Annotated in this window: 22 protein-coding genes; 14 read left to right on the forward strand and 8 right to left on the reverse strand. The window is 60.0% G+C overall.

Annotation, left to right across the window (positions count from 1 at the left end; all coding sequences use genetic code 11):
- Positions 1-5 precede the first annotated feature (5 nt).
- The 8 genes from tsaE (at position 6) to K3557_RS18840 (ending at position 9,699) form a co-directional block, all read left to right on the forward strand.
- Entirely contained in the window at positions 6-482 is a 477-nt protein-coding gene (gene tsaE, locus K3557_RS18805) for a tRNA (adenosine(37)-N6)-threonylcarbamoyltransferase complex ATPase subunit type 1 TsaE (RefSeq protein ID WP_259988691.1), read from the forward strand.
- On the forward strand, positions 479-1,477 hold the full coding sequence (locus K3557_RS18810) for an aminoglycoside phosphotransferase family protein (protein WP_259995762.1): 999 nt from the start codon (positions 479-481) through the stop codon (positions 1,475-1,477). Before tsaE ends, K3557_RS18810 begins: the two co-directional genes overlap by 4 nt.
- Positions 1,477-2,169, forward strand: a complete 693-nt coding sequence (locus tag K3557_RS18815) for a nucleotidyltransferase family protein (RefSeq protein WP_259995764.1) — start codon at positions 1,477-1,479, stop codon at positions 2,167-2,169. The genes K3557_RS18810 and K3557_RS18815 overlap by 1 nt, the downstream gene beginning before the upstream one ends.
- Positions 2,159-5,092 (forward strand): double-strand break repair protein AddB, encoded by a 2,934-nt coding sequence (gene addB / locus K3557_RS18820; RefSeq protein WP_259995766.1) that lies wholly within the window; start codon positions 2,159-2,161, stop codon positions 5,090-5,092. The genes K3557_RS18815 and addB overlap by 11 nt, the downstream gene beginning before the upstream one ends.
- Complete coding sequence (addA, locus tag K3557_RS18825; RefSeq protein ID WP_259995774.1) at positions 5,089-8,442, forward strand: double-strand break repair helicase AddA; 3,354 nt, start codon at positions 5,089-5,091, stop codon at positions 8,440-8,442. Before addB ends, addA begins: the two co-directional genes overlap by 4 nt.
- 62 nt (positions 8,443-8,504) lie before the next feature.
- Entirely contained in the window at positions 8,505-8,825 is a 321-nt protein-coding gene (gene trxA, locus K3557_RS18830; RefSeq protein WP_027256960.1) for a thioredoxin, read from the forward strand.
- Between the two features lie 158 nt (positions 8,826-8,983).
- A complete protein-coding gene (locus tag K3557_RS18835) occupies positions 8,984-9,331 on the forward strand; it encodes a Lin0512 family protein (RefSeq protein ID WP_259995776.1) in 348 nt (115 codons plus the stop codon).
- Entirely contained in the window at positions 9,328-9,699 is a 372-nt protein-coding gene (locus tag K3557_RS18840; RefSeq protein WP_259995778.1) for a Lin0512 family protein, read from the forward strand. Before K3557_RS18835 ends, K3557_RS18840 begins: the two co-directional genes overlap by 4 nt.
- 52 nt (positions 9,700-9,751) lie before the next feature.
- On the opposite strand, the gene K3557_RS18845 is transcribed toward K3557_RS18840, so the two are convergent.
- Positions 9,752-9,943 (reverse strand): DUF1127 domain-containing protein, encoded by a 192-nt coding sequence (locus K3557_RS18845; protein WP_259988677.1) that lies wholly within the window; start codon positions 9,941-9,943, stop codon positions 9,752-9,754.
- A gap of 220 nt (positions 9,944-10,163) precedes the next feature.
- On the opposite strand from K3557_RS18845, the gene hslV reads away from it, so the two are divergent.
- From hslV to K3557_RS18865, 4 genes are all read left to right on the forward strand, one after another.
- Complete coding sequence (hslV, locus tag K3557_RS18850; protein WP_259995784.1) at positions 10,164-10,727, forward strand: ATP-dependent protease subunit HslV; 564 nt, start codon at positions 10,164-10,166, stop codon at positions 10,725-10,727.
- Position 10,728: 1 nt separating this feature from the next.
- Complete coding sequence (locus K3557_RS18855) at positions 10,729-11,799, forward strand: hypothetical protein (RefSeq protein WP_259995785.1); 1,071 nt, start codon at positions 10,729-10,731, stop codon at positions 11,797-11,799.
- Positions 11,800-11,812: 13 nt separating this feature from the next.
- Positions 11,813-13,123 (forward strand): ATP-dependent protease ATPase subunit HslU, encoded by a 1,311-nt coding sequence (hslU, locus tag K3557_RS18860; protein WP_259988657.1) that lies wholly within the window; start codon positions 11,813-11,815, stop codon positions 13,121-13,123.
- A gap of 77 nt (positions 13,124-13,200) precedes the next feature.
- Entirely contained in the window at positions 13,201-14,316 is a 1,116-nt protein-coding gene (locus K3557_RS18865) for an alpha/beta hydrolase (protein WP_259999691.1), read from the forward strand.
- A 6-nt stretch (positions 14,317-14,322) separates the two neighbouring features.
- On the opposite strand, the gene K3557_RS18870 is transcribed toward K3557_RS18865, so the two are convergent.
- Genes K3557_RS18870 through K3557_RS18880 form a run of 3 tightly spaced genes read right to left on the reverse strand, consistent with a single transcriptional unit; the run spans position 14,323 to position 16,616 of the window.
- Entirely contained in the window at positions 14,323-14,910 is a 588-nt protein-coding gene (locus K3557_RS18870; RefSeq protein WP_129372673.1) for a Smr/MutS family protein, read from the reverse strand.
- Positions 14,911-15,963, reverse strand: coding sequence for a murein transglycosylase A (locus K3557_RS18875; RefSeq protein ID WP_259995787.1), 1,053 nt, complete (start codon positions 15,961-15,963; stop codon positions 14,911-14,913). It lies immediately after the preceding gene.
- The gene (locus K3557_RS18880) at positions 15,960-16,616 is read right to left on the reverse strand and encodes a Tim44/TimA family putative adaptor protein (protein ID WP_259995798.1); all 657 of its coding nucleotides are present in this window, start codon (positions 16,614-16,616) and stop codon (positions 15,960-15,962) included. The genes K3557_RS18875 and K3557_RS18880 overlap by 4 nt, the downstream gene beginning before the upstream one ends.
- A gap of 114 nt (positions 16,617-16,730) precedes the next feature.
- Between K3557_RS18880 and K3557_RS18885 the strand changes: the two genes are divergently transcribed.
- Together K3557_RS18885 and secB are read left to right on the forward strand one after the other, a co-directional pair.
- On the forward strand, positions 16,731-17,231 hold the full coding sequence (locus K3557_RS18885) for an FxsA family protein (RefSeq protein ID WP_259995799.1): 501 nt from the start codon (positions 16,731-16,733) through the stop codon (positions 17,229-17,231).
- A gap of 56 nt (positions 17,232-17,287) precedes the next feature.
- Positions 17,288-17,776 carry a protein-export chaperone SecB gene (gene secB / locus K3557_RS18890; RefSeq protein ID WP_259995804.1) on the forward strand — a complete coding sequence of 163 codons (489 nt, stop codon included), beginning with the start codon at positions 17,288-17,290 and terminating at the stop codon, positions 17,774-17,776.
- A gap of 73 nt (positions 17,777-17,849) precedes the next feature.
- On the opposite strand, the gene dnaQ is transcribed toward secB, so the two are convergent.
- Genes dnaQ through K3557_RS18910 form a run of 4 tightly spaced genes read right to left on the reverse strand, consistent with a single transcriptional unit; the run spans position 17,850 to position 20,587 of the window.
- Complete coding sequence (dnaQ, locus tag K3557_RS18895; RefSeq protein WP_259995813.1) at positions 17,850-18,575, reverse strand: DNA polymerase III subunit epsilon; 726 nt, start codon at positions 18,573-18,575, stop codon at positions 17,850-17,852.
- Positions 18,568-19,161 (reverse strand): dephospho-CoA kinase, encoded by a 594-nt coding sequence (gene coaE / locus K3557_RS18900; RefSeq protein ID WP_259995820.1) that lies wholly within the window; start codon positions 19,159-19,161, stop codon positions 18,568-18,570. Before coaE ends, dnaQ begins: the two co-directional genes overlap by 8 nt.
- A complete protein-coding gene (locus K3557_RS18905) occupies positions 19,158-19,991 on the reverse strand; it encodes a shikimate dehydrogenase (protein ID WP_259988643.1) in 834 nt (277 codons plus the stop codon). Before K3557_RS18905 ends, coaE begins: the two co-directional genes overlap by 4 nt.
- A complete protein-coding gene (locus K3557_RS18910; RefSeq protein ID WP_259995821.1) occupies positions 19,988-20,587 on the reverse strand; it encodes a nucleoside triphosphate pyrophosphatase in 600 nt (199 codons plus the stop codon). The genes K3557_RS18905 and K3557_RS18910 overlap by 4 nt, the downstream gene beginning before the upstream one ends.
- Positions 20,588-20,769 lie beyond the last annotated feature (182 nt).

Raw genomic sequence — 20,769 nt, forward strand, 5'->3', positions numbered from 1 at the left:
GCGCCATGACCACGGATACCGCGTCCTGCACGCTGAACTCACCGGACGAAACGGCCCGATTGGCCGCACAGATCGCCGGGGCCCTGCGCCCCGGCGATTGCCTGTTGCTGGAAGGGGTGATCGGCGCCGGTAAAACCCATTTCGCCCGCCATTTGATCCAATCGCTTATGGATGTGCCGGAGGACGTCCCTTCGCCCACTTTTACACTGGTGCAAACCTATGACGTGCCCGCCGGTGAGCTGTGGCACACCGACCTTTACCGGCTGTCGTCTCTGGATGAGCTGGAAGAACTGGGTCTGATCGAAGCGTTTGACAGCGCCATCTGCCTGGTCGAATGGCCCGACCGGCTGGCCGAACTGACCCCCGCTCACGCCATCCGCCTGAAACTGGCGCTGGATCCGGAACATGAAGACCGCCGCCATCTGACGCTTAGCTGGAGCGACATGAAATGGCGGCCCCTGATGGAGCGCATCTGCGCATGACTGACCGCAACACCCTGTGCGAAACATTTCTCTCGGCCACGCCTTATGGCAACTGGCAACGCGGCCCGCTGGCCGGCGATGCCTCCAACCGGCGCTATGAACGGCTGACGGCTGACAATGGCAAAACCGTTGTGCTGATGGACGCGCCGCCGGAAAAGGGCGAAGATGTCCGCCCTTTCATTCGCATTGCCGAATACCTGCGTGCCCAGGGTCTCAGCGCCCCGGAGATCCTGGTTCAGGACGTTGAAAATGGCTTTTTGCTGCTAGAAGACCTGGGTGATGATCTTTTTGCCCGTGCCATCCTGCGGAAACCGGCGCTGGAAAAGGAACTCTATGAAGCAGCCACCGATGCGCTGGTTTCCTTGCACCAAGCAACGACGCCGGATCTGGAACCATATGGCCCGCGAATGATGGCAGAAATGGCCGGTCTGGCGCTGGTGAAATACCGCGACGGCATCCTCGGCGGTCATGATCCTGACTTGCAATCCAGGTTCGAGGATCACTTCGAAGACATCCTGCGTGAAACTGTCAAAGGTGATCTAGTTCTGGTTCAGCGTGACTACCACGCCGAAAACCTGCTGTGGCTGCCGGACCGCGGCGGGGTGGCGCGCGTCGGTTTGCTGGACTTTCAGGACGCCCGCGCCGGCCACTGCGCATATGATCTGGTGTCGCTGCTGCAGGATGCCCGCCGCGACGTGCCGGCCACCGTCGAAATGCGGATGATTGACCGGTATTTGTCTGCCACCGGAGTGGATGAGTCTGGTTTCCGAACCGCCTATACCGTTCTGGGCGTGCAGCGGAATCTTCGTATCCTTGGCGTCTTTGCCAGGCTCAGCCTGGAATACAGCAAACCCCATTACGTGGACCTGATCCCGCGGGTGTGGGACCATTTCATTCGCGGGCTGGAGCATCCTGCACTGGCTCCGGTTGCGGATCTGCTGCGTGAAAGCCTGCCACCCCCAACCCCGGACAATCTGGATAGGCTGAAGCCCTGATGCAGCGCTATCCTGATGCCGTCATGCTGTTTGCCGCTGGATTTGGAACCCGGATGCGGGAGCTGACCCGCGACAAGCCGAAACCGATGATCGAAGTCTCAGGACGGCCGTTGATCGCCCATGCGCTGGAGCTCACCCAAGCCGTCCGGCCAGCCCGGATAGTGGCAAACCTGCATTACAAGCCAGAGCCGCTAAAGGCCCTTTTAGAGCCTCAAAATGTACGCATCAGTCTCGAATCCCCCGAGATTCTCGACACCGGCGGCGGTCTGCGCCAGGCTTTGCCGCTGTTGGGAGACGGGCCGGTTTTCACCATGAACACCGACGCCATATGGAAGGGTCCGAACCCATTGGAATTGGCCCTGCAGGCTTGGGACCCCGACCGCATGGACGCACTGCTGGTCTGTGTGCCGCTGGAACGTGCAGCGGGCCGCACCGGTGGCGGGGATTTCGCGGCTGATGCCGAAGGCCGCATCAGTCGCGGCGGACAGTTAGTCTATGGCGGGGTTCAGATCCTGAAAACACAGGATCTGTACCAGATTGAGGAGCAGGTGTTCTCACTGAATGTCCTGTGGAACCGGATGGCCGAAGCAAACCGGCTGTTTGCTCTGGAATATCCTGGCCGCTGGTGCGATGTGGGCCATCCAGAGGGGATCACACTGGCCGAGGATCTGATAGCCGCAGATGATGTTTGAACCTTCCGCAAAACCGCGCGTCTTTGCCCTGCCCTGCGGTGCCGACTTCCCGCATGCACTGGCCGATGGGCTGCGCATCCGCAGCCAGGACCAGCCGCCCGAGGCGTTGGCAAGGGTTGAACTGATCATCAACACCTCCCGTATGGCGCGGCGTGTCCGTAGTTTGTTTGACAATGGCCCCGCCCTGCTGCTGCCGCGCATGCTGCTGCTGACTGATCTGGCACAGCGTGCCACGCTGGACGGGCTGCCGCCTGCTTTGCCGCCGCTGCGGCGGCGGCTGGAACTGTCTCAATTGATCGCAAAATTATTGGATGCGCAGCCCGACCTGGCCTCCAGGGCGTCGCTTTATGACTTGTCCGACAGTCTTGCCGCGCTGATCGACGAGATGCAGGGTGAAGGCGTCAGTACCGATGCGATCCGCGATCTGGATGTCGCGGACATGTCCGGCCACTGGGCGCGGGCGCAGGCCTTTATCGGGATCGCCGATGAGTTCACTGGCCTGCATGAAGGTGCGATGGATGCCCAGGCGCGGCAGCGGCAGGCGGTGCTGAACCTGATCGGGCAATGGCAGGAGAATCCGCCGCCGCATCCAGTGATCCTGGCCGGCTCCACCGGTTCGCGCGGGACGACACTGATGCTGATGCAGGCCATCGCCCGGCTGCCGCAGGGCGCGGTGGTGCTTCCCGGCTTCGACTTTGACCAGCCGGAACATGTTTGGGACAGGCTGGATGATCCGATGATCTCGGAGGATCATCCACAGTACCGTTTCCACAAGCTATTGAAAGACCTGGATCTTTCACCACGTGACGTGCAGCGCTGGACTGATGCACCGCCAGTCTCTTCTGAACGCAATCAGCTGGTCTCTCTTGCCTTGCGTCCAGCCCCGGTGACCGATGCCTGGATGAGCGAAGGCCCAAATCTGTCTGGTCTGAAACCGGCCACAGATAACGTTACCCTGATCGAGGCCCCCAACCCCCGCGCCGAAGCGCTCGCCATTGCTCTTCGACTGCGCCAAGCAGCGGAAGACGGGCAAACAGCCGCGCTCATTACGCCGGATCGGATGCTGACCCGCCAGGTCTCGGCAGCGCTGGACCGCTGGGATATCCTTCCTGACGATTCTGCCGGCCAGCCCCTGCAGCTGTCGCCTCCAGGCCGTTTCCTGCGCCATGTGGCAGGTCTGTTCTGCAAACCGCTGGCATGCGACAGTCTGCTGACACTGCTGAAACACCCGCTGACCCACGATGGCGCGGACCGTGGCAATCACCTGCGCCAAACCCGCGAGCTGGAGCTGTCGCTGCGCCGAAACGGTCCGCCCTTCCCCGATGCCGCAGCATTTGCCGGATTTGAAAAGGGACGCAATCTGACCCCAGGCTGGACGTCCTGGCTCAGCGCCTGTTTCGCAGATCAGGAGATCGCAGGCACCCTTCCCTTGACCGATTGGGTCCGGCGTCTGCGTGAGCGCGCTGAATACATCGCTGCCGGCAGCCAATCAGACGGCAGCAGTACACTGTGGGACAAGAAGGCTGGTCAGGCCGCGCGCTCTTGCATTGAAAACCTGGAAGCCGAAGCCCCCTATGGCGGCGACATGTCCGCCCGCGATTTTGCCGATCTGCTGGGTGCGTTGCTGAGCCAGGGCGAGGTGCGCGACCGCGATGCGCCCTATGGTTCAATCATGATCTGGGGCACCTTGGAGGCGCGGGTGCAAGGTGCCGATCTGGTGATCCTCGGCGGCCTCAACGAAGGCAGCTGGCCAGAGGCCGCCAGCCCCGATCCCTGGCTGAACCGCCAGCTGCGCAACCAGGCCGGCCTCTTGCTGCCCGAACGCCGGATCGGCCTGTCAGCGCATGACTTTCAACAGGCCATCGCTGCACCCGAAGTCTGGCTGACGCGCGCCGAACGCTCGGAAGAAGCAGACACCGTGCCCTCGCGCTGGCTGAACCGGCTGACCAACCTCTTGTCCGGACTGCCGGATCAGGGCGGCCGGGATGCGCTGGAAGCTATGCGGACGAAAGGCCGCCAGTGGCTCGGCCGGGCAGAGGTACTGGAACAGCCAACACCGATCCCGCAAGTGCCGCGCCCCTCGCCGCGGCCACCGGTTGCCGCCCGCCCGCGCCGGCTCACCATCACGGAAATCCCCCGCTTGATCCGCGACCCTTATGCGATTTACGCCAAGCACGTACTGCGGCTGAAACCTCTGAACCCGCTGGTGCAAGAGCCGGACGCCTTGCTGCGCGGCATTGTGGTACATGAGGTGTTTGAGCAGTTCATCAAAGAAGCCCAAACGGATCCTTCCCTGCTGACTGCCGGTCACCTGATCGGCAAAACCCGCCAGCTGCTGGAAAGCCACGTCCCCTGGCCGGTTGCACGCATTCTGTGGCACAGCCGCATCCGCAAGATCGCCGGAGACTTTGTGCTGGCTGAGCGGGAACGCCAGGCACGTGCCAAACCGGTCGCCTTTGAGGCCAAAGGCAGCACCCGGCTGGACCCTCTGGATTTTACCATCGCCTGCCGGGCCGACCGGATCGACATGGACGACCGCGGGTTCCTGCATCTCTATGACTATAAAACCGGCGCGCCACCCTCGGAATCGCAGCAGAAGAAGTTCGAAAAGCAACTGCTGATCGAAGCCGCCATGGCCGAGCAAGGCGCCTTTGACGGCCTTGGCCCCGCGGAAGTGGCCCGCGCCCTGTTCATCGGGCTTGGATCCAGCATGAAAGAAGTGCGTGCGCCGCTGGAAGAAGAACCGCCCGCCAAGGTGTGGGACGAGCTGCACACTCTGATCGGGGCTTATTTCGAGCCTGAACAAGGCTATTCGAGCCGCCGCATGGTATATCGCGACGACATCGCCGGCGACTATGACCACCTTGCGCGTTACGGCGAATGGGATCGCAGCGCCACGCCGCAGCCGGAGAACTTGTCATGACCATCCGCGACGCCGCCTCCGAGGCGCAGTTCCGCGCCGCACGCCCCGATGCCTCTACCTGGCTGGCGGCCAATGCTGGATCCGGCAAGACCAAAGTTCTGACCGACCGGGTGGCGCGGCTCTTGCTGAAGGGCGTGCAGCCGCAGCACATCCTGTGTCTGACCTACACCAAGGCCGCCGCCAGCGAGATGCAGAACCGGCTGTTCAAACGGCTGGGCGAATGGGCGATGCTGAGGGATCCGGCGCTGGTCTCTGCCTTGACCGAACTGGGCGAGGTCAACACCGGCGCCGGCGACCTGGCACAGGCCCGCACCCTGTTTGCCCGCGCGATTGAGACGCCAGGCGGGTTGAAAATCCAGACCATCCATTCCTTCTGCGCCTCGCTTCTGCGCCGCTTCCCGCTGGAGGCCGGCGTCAGCCCGCAGTTTTCAGAGATGGACGACCGATCAGGCCAGCTGTTGCGTGCGGAAATCATGGAGGATTTCGCCCAAGGGTCCGAGGCCCATCTGGTCGACTCCCTGGCGCGCCATGTCAGCGACAGCGATTTTGAGACCCTGACATCCTCCATCTGCCAGCGCCGCGCCGATTTCGGCCAGCCGTTGGGTTGGGAAGGGCTGCTGGAGCTGTTTGAGCTGCCTGAGGGTTTTGACGAAGCCGCACTGGAAGCCTTGGTGTATTTAGGCGGCGAGGAAGAACTGCTGCAGCGCACTCGCCAGATGCTGGGGCAGGGCGGTGCGACCGATCAAAAGGCAGCTGCAAAGCTGACTGGCATAGCCAAGCCGGCACTTGCCGACTTGAGTACGCTGGAAAGCATCTTCCTCACCGGCGCCAGCGCCAAAGAGCCGTTCACTGCCAAAATCGACAAATTCCCAACCAAAAAGCTACGCGAATCGCATCTCTCGCTTATGGACCAGCTGGAACCGCTGATGCTGCGCATCGAGGATGCCCGCACCAAACGCCTGGCCCTGGCTGCCGCTCGCAAAAGCCATGATCTGCATCGCTTTGCCGCCGCCTTCCTGCCGGAGTATGAGCACCGCAAACAGCTGCGCGGCTGGCTCGACTTTGACGACCTGATCCTGAAGGCCCGGCAATTGCTGAACGATCCAGGCGTTGCCGCCTGGGTGCTGTACCGGCTGGATGGCGGCATCGACCACATTCTGGTGGACGAGGCACAGGATACCAGCCCGGTGCAATGGGACGTGATTGAGAAACTGGCGCAGGAATTCACATCCGGCGTTGGTGCGCGATCGGATGTCGAACGCACGATCTTTGTGGTCGGTGACAAGAAACAGTCGATCTATTCTTTCCAAGGTGCCGATCCGGATGCCTTTGACCGGATGCAGCAAGAGTTCGGGCACCGGCTGGCGGAAACCGGAGCCGGGCTGCAGGATGCCTCGCTCGATTTCTCTTTCCGCTCTTCTGCTGCGATCCTGAAACTGGTGGATCTCGTCTTCCGGGACAGCCCGCGCGCGGGTTTTCGCAAGGAAGCGCTGCACCGGGCCTTCAAATCCGACCTGCCGGGCCGGGTGGACCTTTGGCCGGTGGTCGGAAAGGTCGAGGACGACGAGGATCCTGACTGGACCAGCCCCGTTGACCGTCCCAGCAGCCGCCATCACACAGTGATCCTGGCCGAACGCATCGCCCAGTCGATCAAACAGATGATCGGCACCGGTGTCACAATCCCTGAGGACGGTGCTGAACGCGGCACCTTCCAGCGCAGGCCGGTTCAGGCAGGTGATTTCCTGATTCTGGTGCAGCGCCGGTCTGATCTGTTCTCTGAGATCATCCGTGCCTGCAAAAAGGCCGAGCTGCCCATTGCCGGCGCTGACCGGTTGAAAGTAGGTGCGGAACTGGCGGTGAAGGACATCGCAGCACTGCTGCGGTTCCTGGCCCTGCCGGAGGATTCCTTATCACTGGCGGAAGCACTGAAGTCGCCGCTGTTCGGTTGGAATGAGCAAGCACTGTTCGACCTCGCCCACCGGCGTGAGGCGCTGTACCTGTGGCCGGCGCTCCGCGAGCGGGCAGGGGCGTTCCCCGAAACCATGGCGGTGCTGGACGACCTGCGCGCCAATGCTGATTTCCTGCGCCCCTATGACCTGATCGAACGCATCCTGACACGCCACAGCGGCCGCCAGAAACTGCTGGGCCGGCTGGGGCCGGAAGCCGAGGACGGCATCAACGCGCTGTTGTCGCAGGCACTGGCATATGAACGCACCGATGTGCCCAGTCTTACCGGGTTCCTGGTTTGGATGCAGACCGACGACCTGGAAATCAAACGCCAGATGGGTGCCGCCGGCAATATGATACGGGTGATGTCGGTGCATGGCTCCAAAGGCCTGGAAGCGCCTATTGTAATCCTGCCGGATACTGCCAAACGCCAAGCGCCGCGCGATGCGGAAATCATGCTGGCAAATGGCACCCCGGTGTGGAAGCTGTCCAAAGACCAGATGCCGGCCACCATGCTGGCCGCCCGTGAAACCGCCCAGGAAAAACTTCAAAATGAACGGTTGCGCCTGTTGTATGTGGCTCTAACCCGGGCAGAAAAGTGGCTTATTGTCGCCGCAGCCGGCGACGTCGGTGAGCAGAACGACAGCTGGTACCGTATGTCGGAACGTGCATTGCGGGACGGCGGAGCGGTGAAACTTGAAACCGAAGGCGGTACCGGGTTACGTCTGCAACACGGTGATTGGGAAGGGCTGCCGCTGATTGAAACGGCTGCCCAGGACGTTGAGAAACACATCTTGCCTGACGTCTTTAACCGGCTAGCGAAACCTTATGCGGCACCGGATCCGGCGCTCAGCCCTTCGGATTTGGGCGGGGCCAAGGCATTGCCGGGTGATCAGGGCTTGGACGAGGAGGCCGCCAAATCCCGCGGCAGCAGGCTGCACCTGCTGCTGGAGCATCTGCCCGGCCGACCCGAGGAAGATTGGCCCAAGCTAGCAAAAAACCTTCTGCAAGATGCGGAAGACAGCGCCAATCTTCTGGCCGAAGCCTCAGCCGTTCTCAAAAACGCTGATTTGTTTCATATTTTCAAGCCGGACACTCTGGCCGAGGTGCCTATTACCGCAGATTTGCATGGTTCGCGCCTGCATGGGGTGATCGACAGGCTGATCGTAACCCCGGAAAAAGTCCTGGCAGTGGATTTCAAATCCAACGCAACTGTACCTGAAACGCCTGAAAGATGCCCCGAAGGCCTGCTGCGGCAGATGGGCGCCTATGCCCATGCGCTTGCACAGATTTATCCGGATCGCGCCATTGAAACCGCGTTGCTTTGGACCTGCAATGCAACCCTGATGCAGCTGCCGCACGAGCTTGTGACAGGCGCGCTTCTGCGGCGGATGGAACCTTGACGATCGGTTAAGCCGTACCTAGGTTCCAACTCCAGTTGCCACACACTCATGGAGACATGCATATGTCCACCGTAGCCGTCACCGACGCCACTTTTGACGCCGAAGTCAAGAACTCCGACATCCCCGTTGTGGTGGATTTCTGGGCTGAGTGGTGCGGTCCCTGTAAGCAGATCGGCCCCGCTTTGGAAGAGCTGGCCGCAGAATTCGGCGGCAAGGTGAAAATTGCCAAGGTCGATGTCGACAACAACCCGAACTCCGCCGCCGCCATGGGCGTGCGCGGAATTCCGGCGTTGTTTATCTTCAAGGACGGGCAAGTGGTTTCGAACCGCGCCGGCGCCGCGCCCAAAGCTGCGCTGCAAAGCTGGATCGAAGACTCGATCTGAGCCTGATCCCATTTTTTGGATTTCAGAGGGATGTCCCCGCGGGGACATCCCTTTTCTTTTGCCCGCATGCGCTGGCGTATCTGCGGACGGCAAACTGGCTCTTTCCATTGCCTCCATTGCCTGCAACGGTCCGGCCCGGAACAGGTACAGGAGGCACTATGGCCAAGACTCGGGTATTGGTGGAATTCGGCATGGGCACATCGCTCAGGCGCGAAGATTACACCGAAGCTGCCCGCCGCGCGATCAAGGACGCGCTGTGGCACAACTCCGTCAGCATGGCGGAACTGTTTGATTTTTCAAAAGAAGACATGATCATCGACGCAGAGATCGGTGTTCAGAAACCCGAAGCCGTGGACAAGGATGCGCTGCTGAAGATTTTCCCCTACGGCCAGCCCAGCATCCAGGTTGTGGAGGGTGGCCTCAATATCGAAAAGCCCCACGGCGGCTGCACGGTGATCGCCAATGCGGCCGTGGTTGTGTCCTTTGACATGGAGGCAGCGGAATGACCGAAAAACGCATCATCCTGGAAATGGGCACCGGCAATGACCTGTATGGCCAGGATTACACCAAGGCGGCCCGCCGTGCGGTGCAGGACGCGTTGCATCATTCCTCGATCACGCTGTTTGCCAAGCTCGGGATTGATCACAGCGAAATGCGGGTGGACGTGACAATCGGTGTGCAGCAGCCGGAGGCAGTGGATTGCGATCTGGTGGCCCAGGATTTGCCGCGGGGCCGCGCCAGTGTGCGCGCCGTGATGGGCGGGCTGGATGTAGAGGACGCAGAAGCCGGAACGCGTCATGTGGTCGCCACGGCTGCGATCGAGGCCTGGCTGCCGGATCAGGCTGGCAAGTATAAAACCAGCGTCCAAAAATGAACAAAGCCGCCCGGTTGCGGGCGGCTCATTCAAAACTGTTGATCATCTGATATCAGATATTGGCGATATCAGCGCGGTTCATGCCGATGTCTTCCAGCTGAGCGTCCGACAACCGGGCCAAAGCCTTGCGGGTTTCACGGGTCTCGTTCCATTCCACGAGAGCAGTTTTCACGTTGATCAGTGTGTCGACCACACGGAGAACGGTGACTGCTCCGAGCGGCGCATAGATGTTTGCGGTAGTCATAGCGCTAGTCCTTCTGAGAAACAGCCGACCCTGTGCCGGTTGTGAGCCCCATGTAGGATACCCACCTGAGTCTCACAATTGCCGGTTCATCAGCCCCGAATTGCATTTTCTGCATAGCAGTGAACAGCCATGCAGCTGCTGCCCGGCAGTGGACTTTGCGCGTTCTCTTGTGCCGGCGGTGGGATGGTTCCATATAGAGGGCAATAAAGCGGAGGCACAAATGGCAGACGATCAATTCCCCGGCTGGCACGGCACCACCATCATCGGCGTGAAGAAGGATGGCCAGGTTGTCATCGCCGGCGACGGCCAGGTGTCGCTGGGCCAGACGGTGATCAAGGGCACAGCCCGCAAGGTGCGCCGCCTGTCGCCGGGCGGGTTTGACGTGGTGGCGGGATTTGCCGGATCAACAGCCGATGCATTCACCCTGCTGGAACGGCTGGAAGCCAAGCTTGAGGCAACCCCAGGCCAGCTGGCGCGGGCAAGCGTGGAACTGGCCAAGGACTGGCGCACCGATAAATACCTGCAGAAACTGGAGGCCATGCTGATCGTCACCGATGGTGCCGACATGTTCGTGATCACCGGTGCCGGCGACGTGCTGGAGCCTGAGCACAACGTGGCTGCCATCGGCTCCGGCGGAAACTTTGCCCTGGCGGCCGCCCGCGGCATGATGGACAGCGGCAAATCCGCCGAACAAGTGGCCCGCAATGCCATGGCCATCGCTGCCGAAATCTGTGTCTACACCAATGGCAACCTCACAGTTGAGAGCATAGGCCAGGAAGGCTGACATGACCCAGATTGATCAAATTGATCTGCGGGCTGCTGTAGGGTCCGGCTTGCTGTCCGAGGCCCAAGCTGCCTCGCTTCTGGCATTGGCGCACAGCCGCAGAGGCGCACGGGAAAACCTGGCGCCTGGCGATGAACCCTTTGAACTGTTCAAAGGATTCAATGAAATCTTCATTGTGATCGGGCTGTTAATCCTGGCCGCTGGCTGGATGGCCTTCACAGCGGTTGATCTGGCCGGGTCAATCGGCGGCTACCAGGACAAGGCCGTCTATTCAGCCATCGCCGGTGCAGCCGTGCTGTGGATGCTGTCTGAATACTTCATCCGCCGCCGCCGCATGGTGGCACCCGCGATCGCACTCTCGCTTCTGTGGGCCGGCAACGCCGGTACCGGTTTTTCTGCTGGCTATTCCCAGCCCTTCATGATCGCGCAAAACGATTTTTCGAGCCTGCCGCTGCCATTTGCGCTGGCCACCGTTGCCATTGCTGTTTTCTGGCTGCGCTTTCGCGTTCCCTTTGCCATGGCACTGATCGCCTTGGGTGTCTTTGTTCTCGCCCTGTTGTCAGGATCGATACAGGCAGGCACTCCTGCCGGCATAAGCGACCTTTTCCTGCTGTCGGCCAGCGGGCCGTTTGCCTGGATCACGCTCGCCGTCGGATTTGCTGTATTTGCAGCAGCCATGGCCTTTGATCTCAGCGATCCGCACCGGGTAACCAGGCGCTCGGCCCAAGGTTTCTGGCTGCACGTCGTTGCGGCGCCGGCCCTGGTGAATACTATTGCGCTCAGCTTGCTGGAGGCCGGCACCTCAGGGTCCAACATGCTGCTGCTCGGTGTGCTGCTGCTGTTTGCCATGATCGCAATCATCATTGACCGGCGTTCGTTCCTGATTGCCGCAATCGGCTATAGCGTTACCCTTGCAGGAACTGTTTTCAACGGTGAAGGCACCGCAATTACGATCCTGGCGCTCGGCGTGTTCCTGGTCGCTTTGGGGGCTTTCTGGAGCCATATCCGTGCTGCGCTGCTCTCCCTCTTGTCTGGCGTGCTGCCGCTTGACCGGCTGCCGCCATCCCACTGAAACGGAAGTACCAATGACTGATTTGACCCCACGCGAAATCGTTTCTGAGCTGGACCGTTTCATCATCGGCCAAAAAGAAGCCAAACGTGCCGTTGCCGTGGCCTTGCGCAGCCGCTGGCGGCGTAAACAGCTGGCTGATGACCTGCGGGATGAGGTGTACCCGAAGAACATCCTGATGATCGGCCCAACCGGTGTTGGCAAAACCGAAATTTCCCGCCGTCTCGCCAAACTGGCACGCGCGCCCTTCATCAAGATTGAGGCGACCAAGTTCACTGAGGTCGGATATGTGGGCCGCGATGTGGAGCAAATCATCCGGGATCTGGCAGATAGCGCCATCGCCCAAACCCGCGAATTCATGCGCGAGGATGTGAAAGCCAACGCGCAGAAAGCTGCCGAGAACCGGGTTCTGGAAGCCATTGCCGGCTCAGACGCGCGCGAAGCCACCCGCGAAATGTTCCGCAAGAAGCTGAAATCGGGTGAACTCGACGACACCGTGATCGAACTGGATGTTGCAGACACATCCAACCCGATGGGCAATATGTTCGAAATCCCCGGCCAGCCCGGCGGCAACATGGGTGCGCTGAACCTGGGCGATCTGTTCGGCAAGGCGATGGGCAGCCGCACCACCCGCAAGAAGCTGACCGTTTCCGAAAGCTATGAGGTGCTGATCAGCGAAGAGGCAGACAAGCTGCTGGATGATGAAACAGTGACCCGCATCGCGCTGGAGTCGGTGGAGCAGAACGGCATCGTTTTTCTGGACGAAATCGACAAAGTCTGCGCGCGCCAGGAAACCCGCGGCGGCGACGTCAGCCGGGAAGGCGTGCAGCGCGATCTGCTGCCGCTGATCGAAGGCACCACTGTCAGCACCAAACACGGGCCGGTCAAGACCGACCACATCCTGTTCATTGCCTCCGGCGCATTCCATATTGCCAAACCCTCGGACCTGCTGCCGGAGCTGCAGGGACGTCTGCCGATCCGGGTAAGCCTGCGGGCGCTGACCGAAGCGGATTTCGTGCGTATCCTGACCGAGACCGACAACGCTTTGACCCTGCAGTACACTGCTTTGATGGGCACGGAAGAGGTTGAAGTGACCTTTACCGAAGACGGTATCGCCGCATTGGCCAAGATTGCCGCCGAGGTAAACCAGGCCGTGGAAAACATCGGCGCACGGCGGCTTTACACAGTAATGGAGCGGGTTTTTGAGGAGTTGTCATTTACAGCGCCGGACCGGTCGGGCGAAGCGGTCACTGTGGACGCAAGTTTTGTGAAGAAAAACCTCGGCGAGCTTGGCCGTTCCGCGGATGTCAGCCGTTACGTGCTCTAAAACACCTTACCTATCGCAGCCACTGGACTTTGGCGGCAGGTGCAGTAGCCTGCCGCCTATTGATTGAGGTGAACAATATGCACGGGCTGCGCCTGATTTCCGGTGTGATCATGGTCCTTCTGGCGGCCTGTACTGACAGATCTTTTACGCCAACAGTTCCAGAAGCGCTGGAACTGGGCACTCCCAAGACCATTTTCGCAGCCACAAACCGCGAACCGCTGCCGGATGGCACCTTTGGGTCAGAGCGCACCGATGGGGTCAGCCTGCTTGAACTCACAGTTTCAATCCCGCCGGATCATAAGCCCGGCTCGCTGAAGTTCGGTTACGCAAAGCCGGACCCCTCCACTGAATTCACCATGGCTGGACGAAAGACATTCGCGACAGAGGCGGCCTTTTCCGCCCGGCTGCAGCAAGAGCTGGCAAAGTTTCCCAAAAAGGAGCGCGAAGTCACGGTTTTTGTTCACGGCTTCAACTCCACCCAGGCCGAGACCGCTTTCCGGGCTGCCCAGCTTACTCATGACATTAATGTTCCCGGGGCAACGGTCATTTATTCCTGGCCAAGCAAGGGCCGCCCGCTGGGATATGCCTACGATGGCGACAGCGTGCTGTTTGCCCGCGACGGGCTGGAGGCGCTCTTGCGCAAGTTGCGCGCGTCCGCGGTCGAACGGATTGTGGTTGTCGCCCATTCCATGGGCGGGCTGCTCACGATGGAAACCCTGCGCCAGATTGAGATCAAAACACCTGGCTGGACAGCGCAGAACCTGGGCGGTGTCATCCTGATGTCACCTGATTTGGATGTCGACGTGTTCAAATCCCAGATGCAGAGATTCAAGCAGGTGCCGCAGCCGTTCCTGATTTTCGTTTCACGAAAAGATAACGTCCTGACCCTGTCCCAGCGCCTGCGCGGTCTGAATGGCCGTGAAAGACTGGGAAATCTGGACAGTATTGACGCGGTCAGCGGTCTGCCGGTGGAAGTGATCGACACCACAGCCTTTGCAGATGAAGCGGAATCGCAGCATTTTGTGGCAGCCTCGTCGCCGGCGCTGATTGCCCTGTTGAACGGTGCGCGGGAAACCGCAGACACCTTCACGCACAGCCAGGACCTGTTGCAAAAGATTCTGCCGGGTCAGATTGTTATTCAGGACAGCACCATCAAGGTTGCACTGGAAAGCACGCCCGCGGACAACAGATAAGCGCCGTCAACGGCTGCGTCTGAGATAAACGTAATAGGCGCCTTCACCGCCATGGCTGATATGGGCAGGGGTGACCTGCATCACCGCTTGCGCCAGCGGCGGCAGTGACAGCCATTGCGGCACCTTGTGGCGCAGCACCCCGCGCGGGACCGGCATCGGGCCTGGCTCATCACGGTCCTTGCCCTTGCCGGTGATCACCAGCACCAGCCGTTTTCCGGAGGCCTGGGCAGACAGGATAAACCGGGTGAGGGCAGGGTGCGCCGAATCGATCCTCATGCCGTGCAGGTCCAGCTTGCCTTCCGGCCTAAGTTTGCCGCGCTTCATGCGGCGGAAGGATTTCTCATCCATCTGCACCGGATTGCCGGCCAGGCTGCGGGCAATCGAAGGCTTCAGATCGTGTTTCAGCGGTTTGGGCTTGGCGCGGCTTCCAATCTCAAACGGATCCAATCTCGGCTCAGGGTGTTTGACCGGTTTGGGTTTCGGCATCGGCGGAGCAGGGGGCGTGGAATGCGCGCCCGGATGTATACGTTCTGCGTGTTTCACGACCTTGTGCCAGAGGTCGATCTCATCTCCTGTCAGTTTCCGCCGTGTCATTCAAAGGTCTTCCGGCAGCATCGCATAGGCCCGCTGGATCGGCAGCAGAACCACCATCCGCCCAGGGTCTTTCATGGTTCCAGCAATCTCGCCGGCGGCATCACCCGTACCGACAAAAATGTCAGCCCGCTGCGCGCCCTTTATTGCGGATCCGGTATCCTGCGCCACCATCAGACGGCGCAGCGGCATATACCCGTCCTTCTCCACCCAGACCGGCGCACCCAGCGGAGTGTATGCAGGATCGGCGGCAATGGTGCGCATAGGCGTGACCGAGCGGTTCATCGCGCCAAGCGGCCCTTTGGAAGCGGCCACTTTGCGCACTTCGCGAAAGAACACATAAGACGGATTGTGGAACAGCAGCTCCTTGCCGTCCGACGGATTGCGCCGGACCCAGGATTTGATCACTTGGGCGCTGACCTGATGGGCGTTGTAGACACCGCGGCGCACCAATTCCTTGCCGATGGATTTATAAGTGTGGCCATTGGCACCGCCATATCCCACCCTGATCATAGCGCCATCCGGCAAGCGGATCCGGCCAGAACCCTGGATCTGCAGAAAAAACAGCTCCACCGGGTCATCCACCCAGGCAATCTCCAACCCGCGGGCTTCCATAACACCACTGGTCAGAATATCCCGCCGGGGCAGCCACAATCCGGTGCCGCGGGCCTCGGGCGGCATCTTGTAGACGGGATAGCGAAACCGGCCTGTCGGGTAGCGGGACCCGTTCAGCTCCGGCTCGAAATAGCCGGTGAACAGAGCCTGATTGCCATCCTCAATCAGAACCGGGCGGAAGAACAGTTCGAAAAACGCCCTTGCCCCTGCGGGGGTCTGCGATTGCGCTGCCTTGCACAAGGCAGACCAGTCGGGATCCTTCAAGTCCTTGCAGGTTCCCAGAAAAACCTGAAGTGCCTGAGCATGATCGTCTTTTGCCCAGCCATCCAGCTGGGCAAAGTCCAGAATGCTGGACACGGCTTCTGAATGCGCCCCGGAGGCGGTCATCGCGGCACCTGCGATTGCAGCTGCCCCAAGTACCCCCCGAAGCGCCGCAATCATGCGTCCGTCGCTACCAGCTGCCAGTTGGGGTCATCGACGCCCATGTTGCGGGCAAAGACCCAGGTGTCCTTCTGACGCTTCACCGCCTTGGGGTCGCCTTCGACAATGTCGCCGCCGCGGTCGCGGACAACGGAGGTCATCTCACCAACAAAACGCATGGTGATCTCAGCGCGGCCCGTTTGTGTGTCAAGCGTGGCATCCGCCAGGGTGGTTTCACGCACGCCGATAAACTCAGCCTCGATCTTGAACCCCTGATCCTCACGCTGCGCAACGGCATCTACAAAGCTTTCGAACACATCCTCGGCCAGGAACGGCTGGATGTCGTCCAGATTGCCATGCTCAAAGCCCATCAGGATCATTTCGTATGCACCGCGTGCACCCTGAACGAATTCCTGGACCTGGAAGGATGGCTCAACCCGCTTCATCGCAGCCAGGGCCTGGGCTTGCGGGCTGTCTTCGGCCACATAATCGGTGATGTCGCGGTCCGGGCCGCCTTCGATCACTTCCAGATCGGGGCGGCGGCCCCGCGCTTCGGATTGCGGCAGCGGTGGCTTTTCGAAACCTTCGCGTGTCCCAAGTACGCTTTTCAAGCGCAAGATCAGAAACACGGCGATACCGGCCAGAACCAAAAGCTGAATCACAGGCGACTCCATGGATACCTCATGCTAGGCGTTCGTGCTTTGTTTGAAACCAAAGCGGTCAGACCTTATGTAGGTGACGTGCGGGGGCAAGTCTACCGCCCGGGCGTATGATCGTAAGGAAACTCCATGTATCTCTTCCTGGCCTTTCTGATGGTTCCCATCATTGAAATTGCTTTGTTTATTCAAGTTGGCAGCGCAATCGGGCTGTGGCCGACGCTGGCCATCGTGGTTCTGACTGCAGTGCTGGGGACTTGGCTGGTGAAAACCCAGGGCCGCATGGCAATGGGGCAACTGCGCACGTCGTTCCAGCAAATGTCTGATCCGGCCGAACCTTTGGCCCATGGGGCTATGATCCTGTTCGCCGGCGCGCTGCTGCTGACCCCTGGATTCTTTACCGACGCCTTTGGCTTTGCCCTGCTGATACCGCCGGTGCGGCTGGCAGTTTACCGCTACATTCGGGCCCGCGTAACAGTGGCGCAGTTCCAGATGGGCCCCGGCGGCATGCAGGGCCGCAACTACCCTGGAACCGCCGGCAAGCCGGATGATATCATTGACGGAGATTTCGAAGATGTGACCCAAGGTGAACGTCCAAACACTCCGTCAGGCTGGGTTGACGGCCCCCGTTGAGCTACCCGGACCAAGCTGCTAAGCACGGTCAAAAGCATATTTTCAGGAGTATCCCGATGGCCGAAAACGGCGAAGCCCAGCAGCAGCCGCAAGTCCAGATGAACGTTCTGGGACAGTTCATCCGCGACATGTCGTTTGAAAACGTGATGGCGCAAAAAGGCACCGGCGGCGAGGTGCAGCCCGACGTCAGCGTTCAGGTGAACTTGGACGCCAAAAAACGCTCGGCCGAGAACCAGTATGAAGTTGTCACCAAACTGACTGTTGAATCCAAGAACAAGGAAGGCGGCAACGTCCTGTTTGTTCTGGAGCTGGAATATGTCGGCGTGTTCAACATCGCCGGCGTGCCGGAAGACCAGTTGCACCCGTTCCTGCTGATCGAATGCCCGCGCATGACCTTCCCGTTCCTGCGCCGCATCGTGTCGGATGTGACCCGCGATGGCGGCTTCCCGCCGTTGAACCTGGACAACATTGATTTTGTGGCGATCTATCGCAACGAACTGGCCCGCCGTCAGACCGAAGCGGCAGCAGCAGCCCCTACCCAATAACGTTTCAGATATTCGGAATAGAAAACGCCGCTGGGTTTCAGCGGCGTTTTTCTTTTGCAGATCTGACCTAGGGTCAGGAGACGTTCCACAAAGCCTCTTCGCCCAGCTTGGCCACGAACTCTTCATGCGCTGCCAGCTCCTCTGCGGTGATCCGCTGGGGCAAAGCCGAGGGGCGAGGGGCAGGGCGCCAGTCATCTTCCACCTTTGCAGTGCCGGAAGCCGACTGTGCGGACAGGCCAAAGTCCGGCTGGCGGCCGCCGATAAGCTCCAGATAGACATCGGCCAGAATTTCAGAGTCGAGCAAAGCCCCGTGCAAGGTGCGGTTGGTGTTGTCGATGTTGAAGCGCCGGCACAGCGCGTCCAGCGTCGCCGGCGAGCCGGGAAACCGCTTACGCGCTATCGCCAGCGTATCAAGCGCCTGATCCATCGGCAGTTTTGGCAGGCCCATCCAGCCCAACTCGGCGTTCAGAAACTTCATGTCAAAGCTGGCGTTGTGAATGACCAGTTTTGAGTCCTGCACGAAATCCAGGAAACTCTGCCCAACCTTGGCAAAAACCGGCTTGTCCCGCAGCGTCACGGCGCCGGGTTGAGGCTTTTGCGGCGGCTCCAGCAGGTCAGGACCGATGCCGTGGACCGAAAACGCCTCGGCCGGCATCATCCGTTCCGGATTGATATATTCGTGGTACGTCTTGCCAGTGGGCATGTGGTTAAACAGCTCTACCGCACCGATTTCAACAATCCGGTCACCGGAAAACGGATCAAACCCGGTGGTTTCGGTATCAAGAACGATTTCACGCATTGGCCTGTTTGCTCCTGATGTCTGCAAGGATTGCTGTCACCTGCGCCTTGGCGTGCTCCAAGGTGTCTGTTTCGATCACGTAATCGGCGCGGGCGCGTTTTTCCTCAATCGGCATCTGCTTCTGCAGGATATGCTCGAATTGCTCAACCGTCATTGTTCCGCGGGCAAGAACCCGTTCCTTTTGTGTCTCTGCATCCACGAACACGCAAGCGACCGCATCCATTTCTGCATCACCACCCGTTTCAAACAGCAGCGGAATGTCAAAGACTAGGATATCGCTTTGCGCTTCTTTGCGGAACTCTGCCCGGTCCTGTGCGACAAGCGGATGCACGATGGCTTCGATATGCTTCAGTGCATCAGGGTTTTCCCCGATGATACGTTTCAACACAGCACGGTTTACCGCGTCATCCTCGATCGCATCAGGAAAAGCTGTTTTCATTGCCTGAACCGCTGCGCCTCCCGCGCTGTAAAGCCGATGCACGGCTGCATCTGCATCCCAAACCGCACAATCCCTGGCGGCGAACAGCTTGGCAGTGGTACTTTTGCCCATTCCGATAGAGCCGGTAAGACCGAGGCTGAAGCTCATCGTAAAGCTGCCGCCCGCGTTGCGGCATCCACATCCGGGCGGTGTCCGAACCAGCGTTCGAACCCTGGCACCGCCTGATGCAACAGCATGCCCAGCCCATCAACCACAGTGCAGCCAGCCTCCTCAGCCGTCTGCAGCAAGTCGGTTTTCAACGGTGCATAGATCAGATCAGTCACAACCGCATTCGACTGCAAACCATCCATTGGAACACGCAGACGCGGTTTGCCGATCATTCCCAAAGAGGTGGTGTTCACAATCAGCGCACCCTCCTCGATGACATTGCCGGCCTGTACCCATTCTACCACCCGGATACGGTTGCCGAAGTCCGAACGCAACTGGTCAGCCCGGCCGCGGGTGCGGTTGGTCAGCAGGATCTCCGGCACTCCGGCTTCCAGCAGTGAGGCAACAACCGCGCGGCAGGCGCCGCCAGCACCCAACAGAACTGCTGGGCCGGATTGCGGATCCCAATCCGGTGCTCCCTGATGCAGATTGGTGATGAAGCCGTAGCCGTCGGTGTTGTCAGCCAGGATTGTTCCATCCCTGCGAAAGATCAGCGTGTTTGCGGCGCCGATCAGTTTAGCCCGGTCTGTGACCTGGTCCGCAATCTCCATCACCGTTTCTTTGTGCGGAATGGTGACGTTTGCACCAACAAACCCCATTTTAGGCATCATCCGGACGGTCTCGGCCAGATCATCAGGTTCCACATGCATCGGCACATAGTGGCCGGAAATGCCATAGGTGTTCAGCCAGTGACGGTGCAGCTGCGGTGATTTGGAGTGTCCAACTGGACAGCCGATCACGCCGGCGAGCGGGACTTTTGCTGTTGTCATTGCTCGATTACCCCTTGCAAACCCAAGTAACTGATAAGCTCCATCAGCGGCAAGCCCAAGACATTAAAGTAGCTGCCATCAATGCTGGCAAACAGCCGCACACCTTCTTCCTCCAGCTTGTATGCACCCACCGCATGGCGGATGCTTTGCCAGTTCCGGGCGGCATAATCCTCAAGGTATGTATCAGTGCATTTCCGCATGACCAGACGGACTTGTCCGACATGGCGCCAGATGGGCTCACCGTCGCGGTAAATCACGGCAGCAGACAACAGTGTGTGCCGTTTGCCCCGCATCTCCTTTAACTGAGCCACCGCTTCGTCGGCACTGACAGGTTTTGAAAGAAGCCTTCCCTCGAATTCAAGTACCTGATCACATCCCAACACAAGCTTTCCAGGACGCTTCCCGCTGATCTTGCGTGCCTTGGCTTCCGCCAGTGCATCGGCGACATCGCGCGGCAGAGCCTCTTCAGCCAAGAGCGCGGACTTGATCGCCTGCTCGTCCAGACGCGGTACATCAGTTTCAAATTCTATCCCGGCCTGACGCAGCAGTTGCGCCCGGATTTCGGAACCTGAAGCCAGCACTATGTGGGCAGTCATGTGGAAAACCCCGTGGGAAAGAAGCAGACGGTTTCAGAACGTTTTGTATGGTTTTCCGCGGTTAAGTAAAGACTCCCGGGCTTGACGCAAATTCCGGGATTCAATTCGCTGAGTCGTCCTTTGTGGGGCAGGATAACTTTATTTTCGTGGATATGCCGGCTCTCCCCGGATCATCCCGGCGT

It is taken from the genome of Leisingera sp. M523 (assembly GCF_025141335.1).
Lineage (GTDB): Bacteria > Pseudomonadota > Alphaproteobacteria > Rhodobacterales > Rhodobacteraceae > Leisingera.

Bases quoted from the DNA above. Each gene is read 5' to 3' on its own strand.
- coaE (WP_259995820.1), bottom strand. From the start codon at position 19,161: ATGAGCTTCAGCCTCGGTCTTACCGGCTCTATCGGAATGGGCAAAAGT.
- tsaE (WP_259988691.1), top strand. From the start codon at position 6: ATGACCACGGATACCGCGTCCTGCACGCTGAACTCACCGGACGAAACG.
- K3557_RS18835 (WP_259995776.1), top strand. From the start codon at position 8,984: ATGGCCAAGACTCGGGTATTGGTGGAATTCGGCATGGGCACATCGCTC.
- K3557_RS18840 (WP_259995778.1), top strand. From the start codon at position 9,328: ATGACCGAAAAACGCATCATCCTGGAAATGGGCACCGGCAATGACCTG.
- trxA (WP_027256960.1), top strand. From the start codon at position 8,505: ATGTCCACCGTAGCCGTCACCGACGCCACTTTTGACGCCGAAGTCAAG.
- K3557_RS18815 (WP_259995764.1), top strand. From the start codon at position 1,477: ATGCAGCGCTATCCTGATGCCGTCATGCTGTTTGCCGCTGGATTTGGA.
- K3557_RS18870 (WP_129372673.1), bottom strand. From the start codon at position 14,910: ATGACACGGCGGAAACTGACAGGAGATGAGATCGACCTCTGGCACAAG.
- K3557_RS18880 (WP_259995798.1), bottom strand. From the start codon at position 16,616: ATGGAGTCGCCTGTGATTCAGCTTTTGGTTCTGGCCGGTATCGCCGTG.
- hslV (WP_259995784.1), top strand. From the start codon at position 10,164: ATGGCAGACGATCAATTCCCCGGCTGGCACGGCACCACCATCATCGGC.
- addA (WP_259995774.1), top strand. From the start codon at position 5,089: ATGACCATCCGCGACGCCGCCTCCGAGGCGCAGTTCCGCGCCGCACGC.
- hslU (WP_259988657.1), top strand. From the start codon at position 11,813: ATGACTGATTTGACCCCACGCGAAATCGTTTCTGAGCTGGACCGTTTC.
- K3557_RS18845 (WP_259988677.1), bottom strand. From the start codon at position 9,943: ATGACTACCGCAAACATCTATGCGCCGCTCGGAGCAGTCACCGTTCTC.
- K3557_RS18905 (WP_259988643.1), bottom strand. From the start codon at position 19,991: ATGACAACAGCAAAAGTCCCGCTCGCCGGCGTGATCGGCTGTCCAGTT.
- K3557_RS18810 (WP_259995762.1), top strand. From the start codon at position 479: ATGACTGACCGCAACACCCTGTGCGAAACATTTCTCTCGGCCACGCCT.
- K3557_RS18875 (WP_259995787.1), bottom strand. From the start codon at position 15,963: ATGATTGCGGCGCTTCGGGGGGTACTTGGGGCAGCTGCAATCGCAGGT.
- addB (WP_259995766.1), top strand. From the start codon at position 2,159: ATGATGTTTGAACCTTCCGCAAAACCGCGCGTCTTTGCCCTGCCCTGC.
- secB (WP_259995804.1), top strand. From the start codon at position 17,288: ATGGCCGAAAACGGCGAAGCCCAGCAGCAGCCGCAAGTCCAGATGAAC.
- K3557_RS18885 (WP_259995799.1), top strand. From the start codon at position 16,731: ATGTATCTCTTCCTGGCCTTTCTGATGGTTCCCATCATTGAAATTGCT.
- dnaQ (WP_259995813.1), bottom strand. From the start codon at position 18,575: ATGCGTGAAATCGTTCTTGATACCGAAACCACCGGGTTTGATCCGTTT.
- K3557_RS18865 (WP_259999691.1), top strand. From the start codon at position 13,201: ATGCACGGGCTGCGCCTGATTTCCGGTGTGATCATGGTCCTTCTGGCG.
- K3557_RS18855 (WP_259995785.1), top strand. From the start codon at position 10,729: ATGACCCAGATTGATCAAATTGATCTGCGGGCTGCTGTAGGGTCCGGC.
- K3557_RS18910 (WP_259995821.1), bottom strand. From the start codon at position 20,587: ATGACTGCCCACATAGTGCTGGCTTCAGGTTCCGAAATCCGGGCGCAA.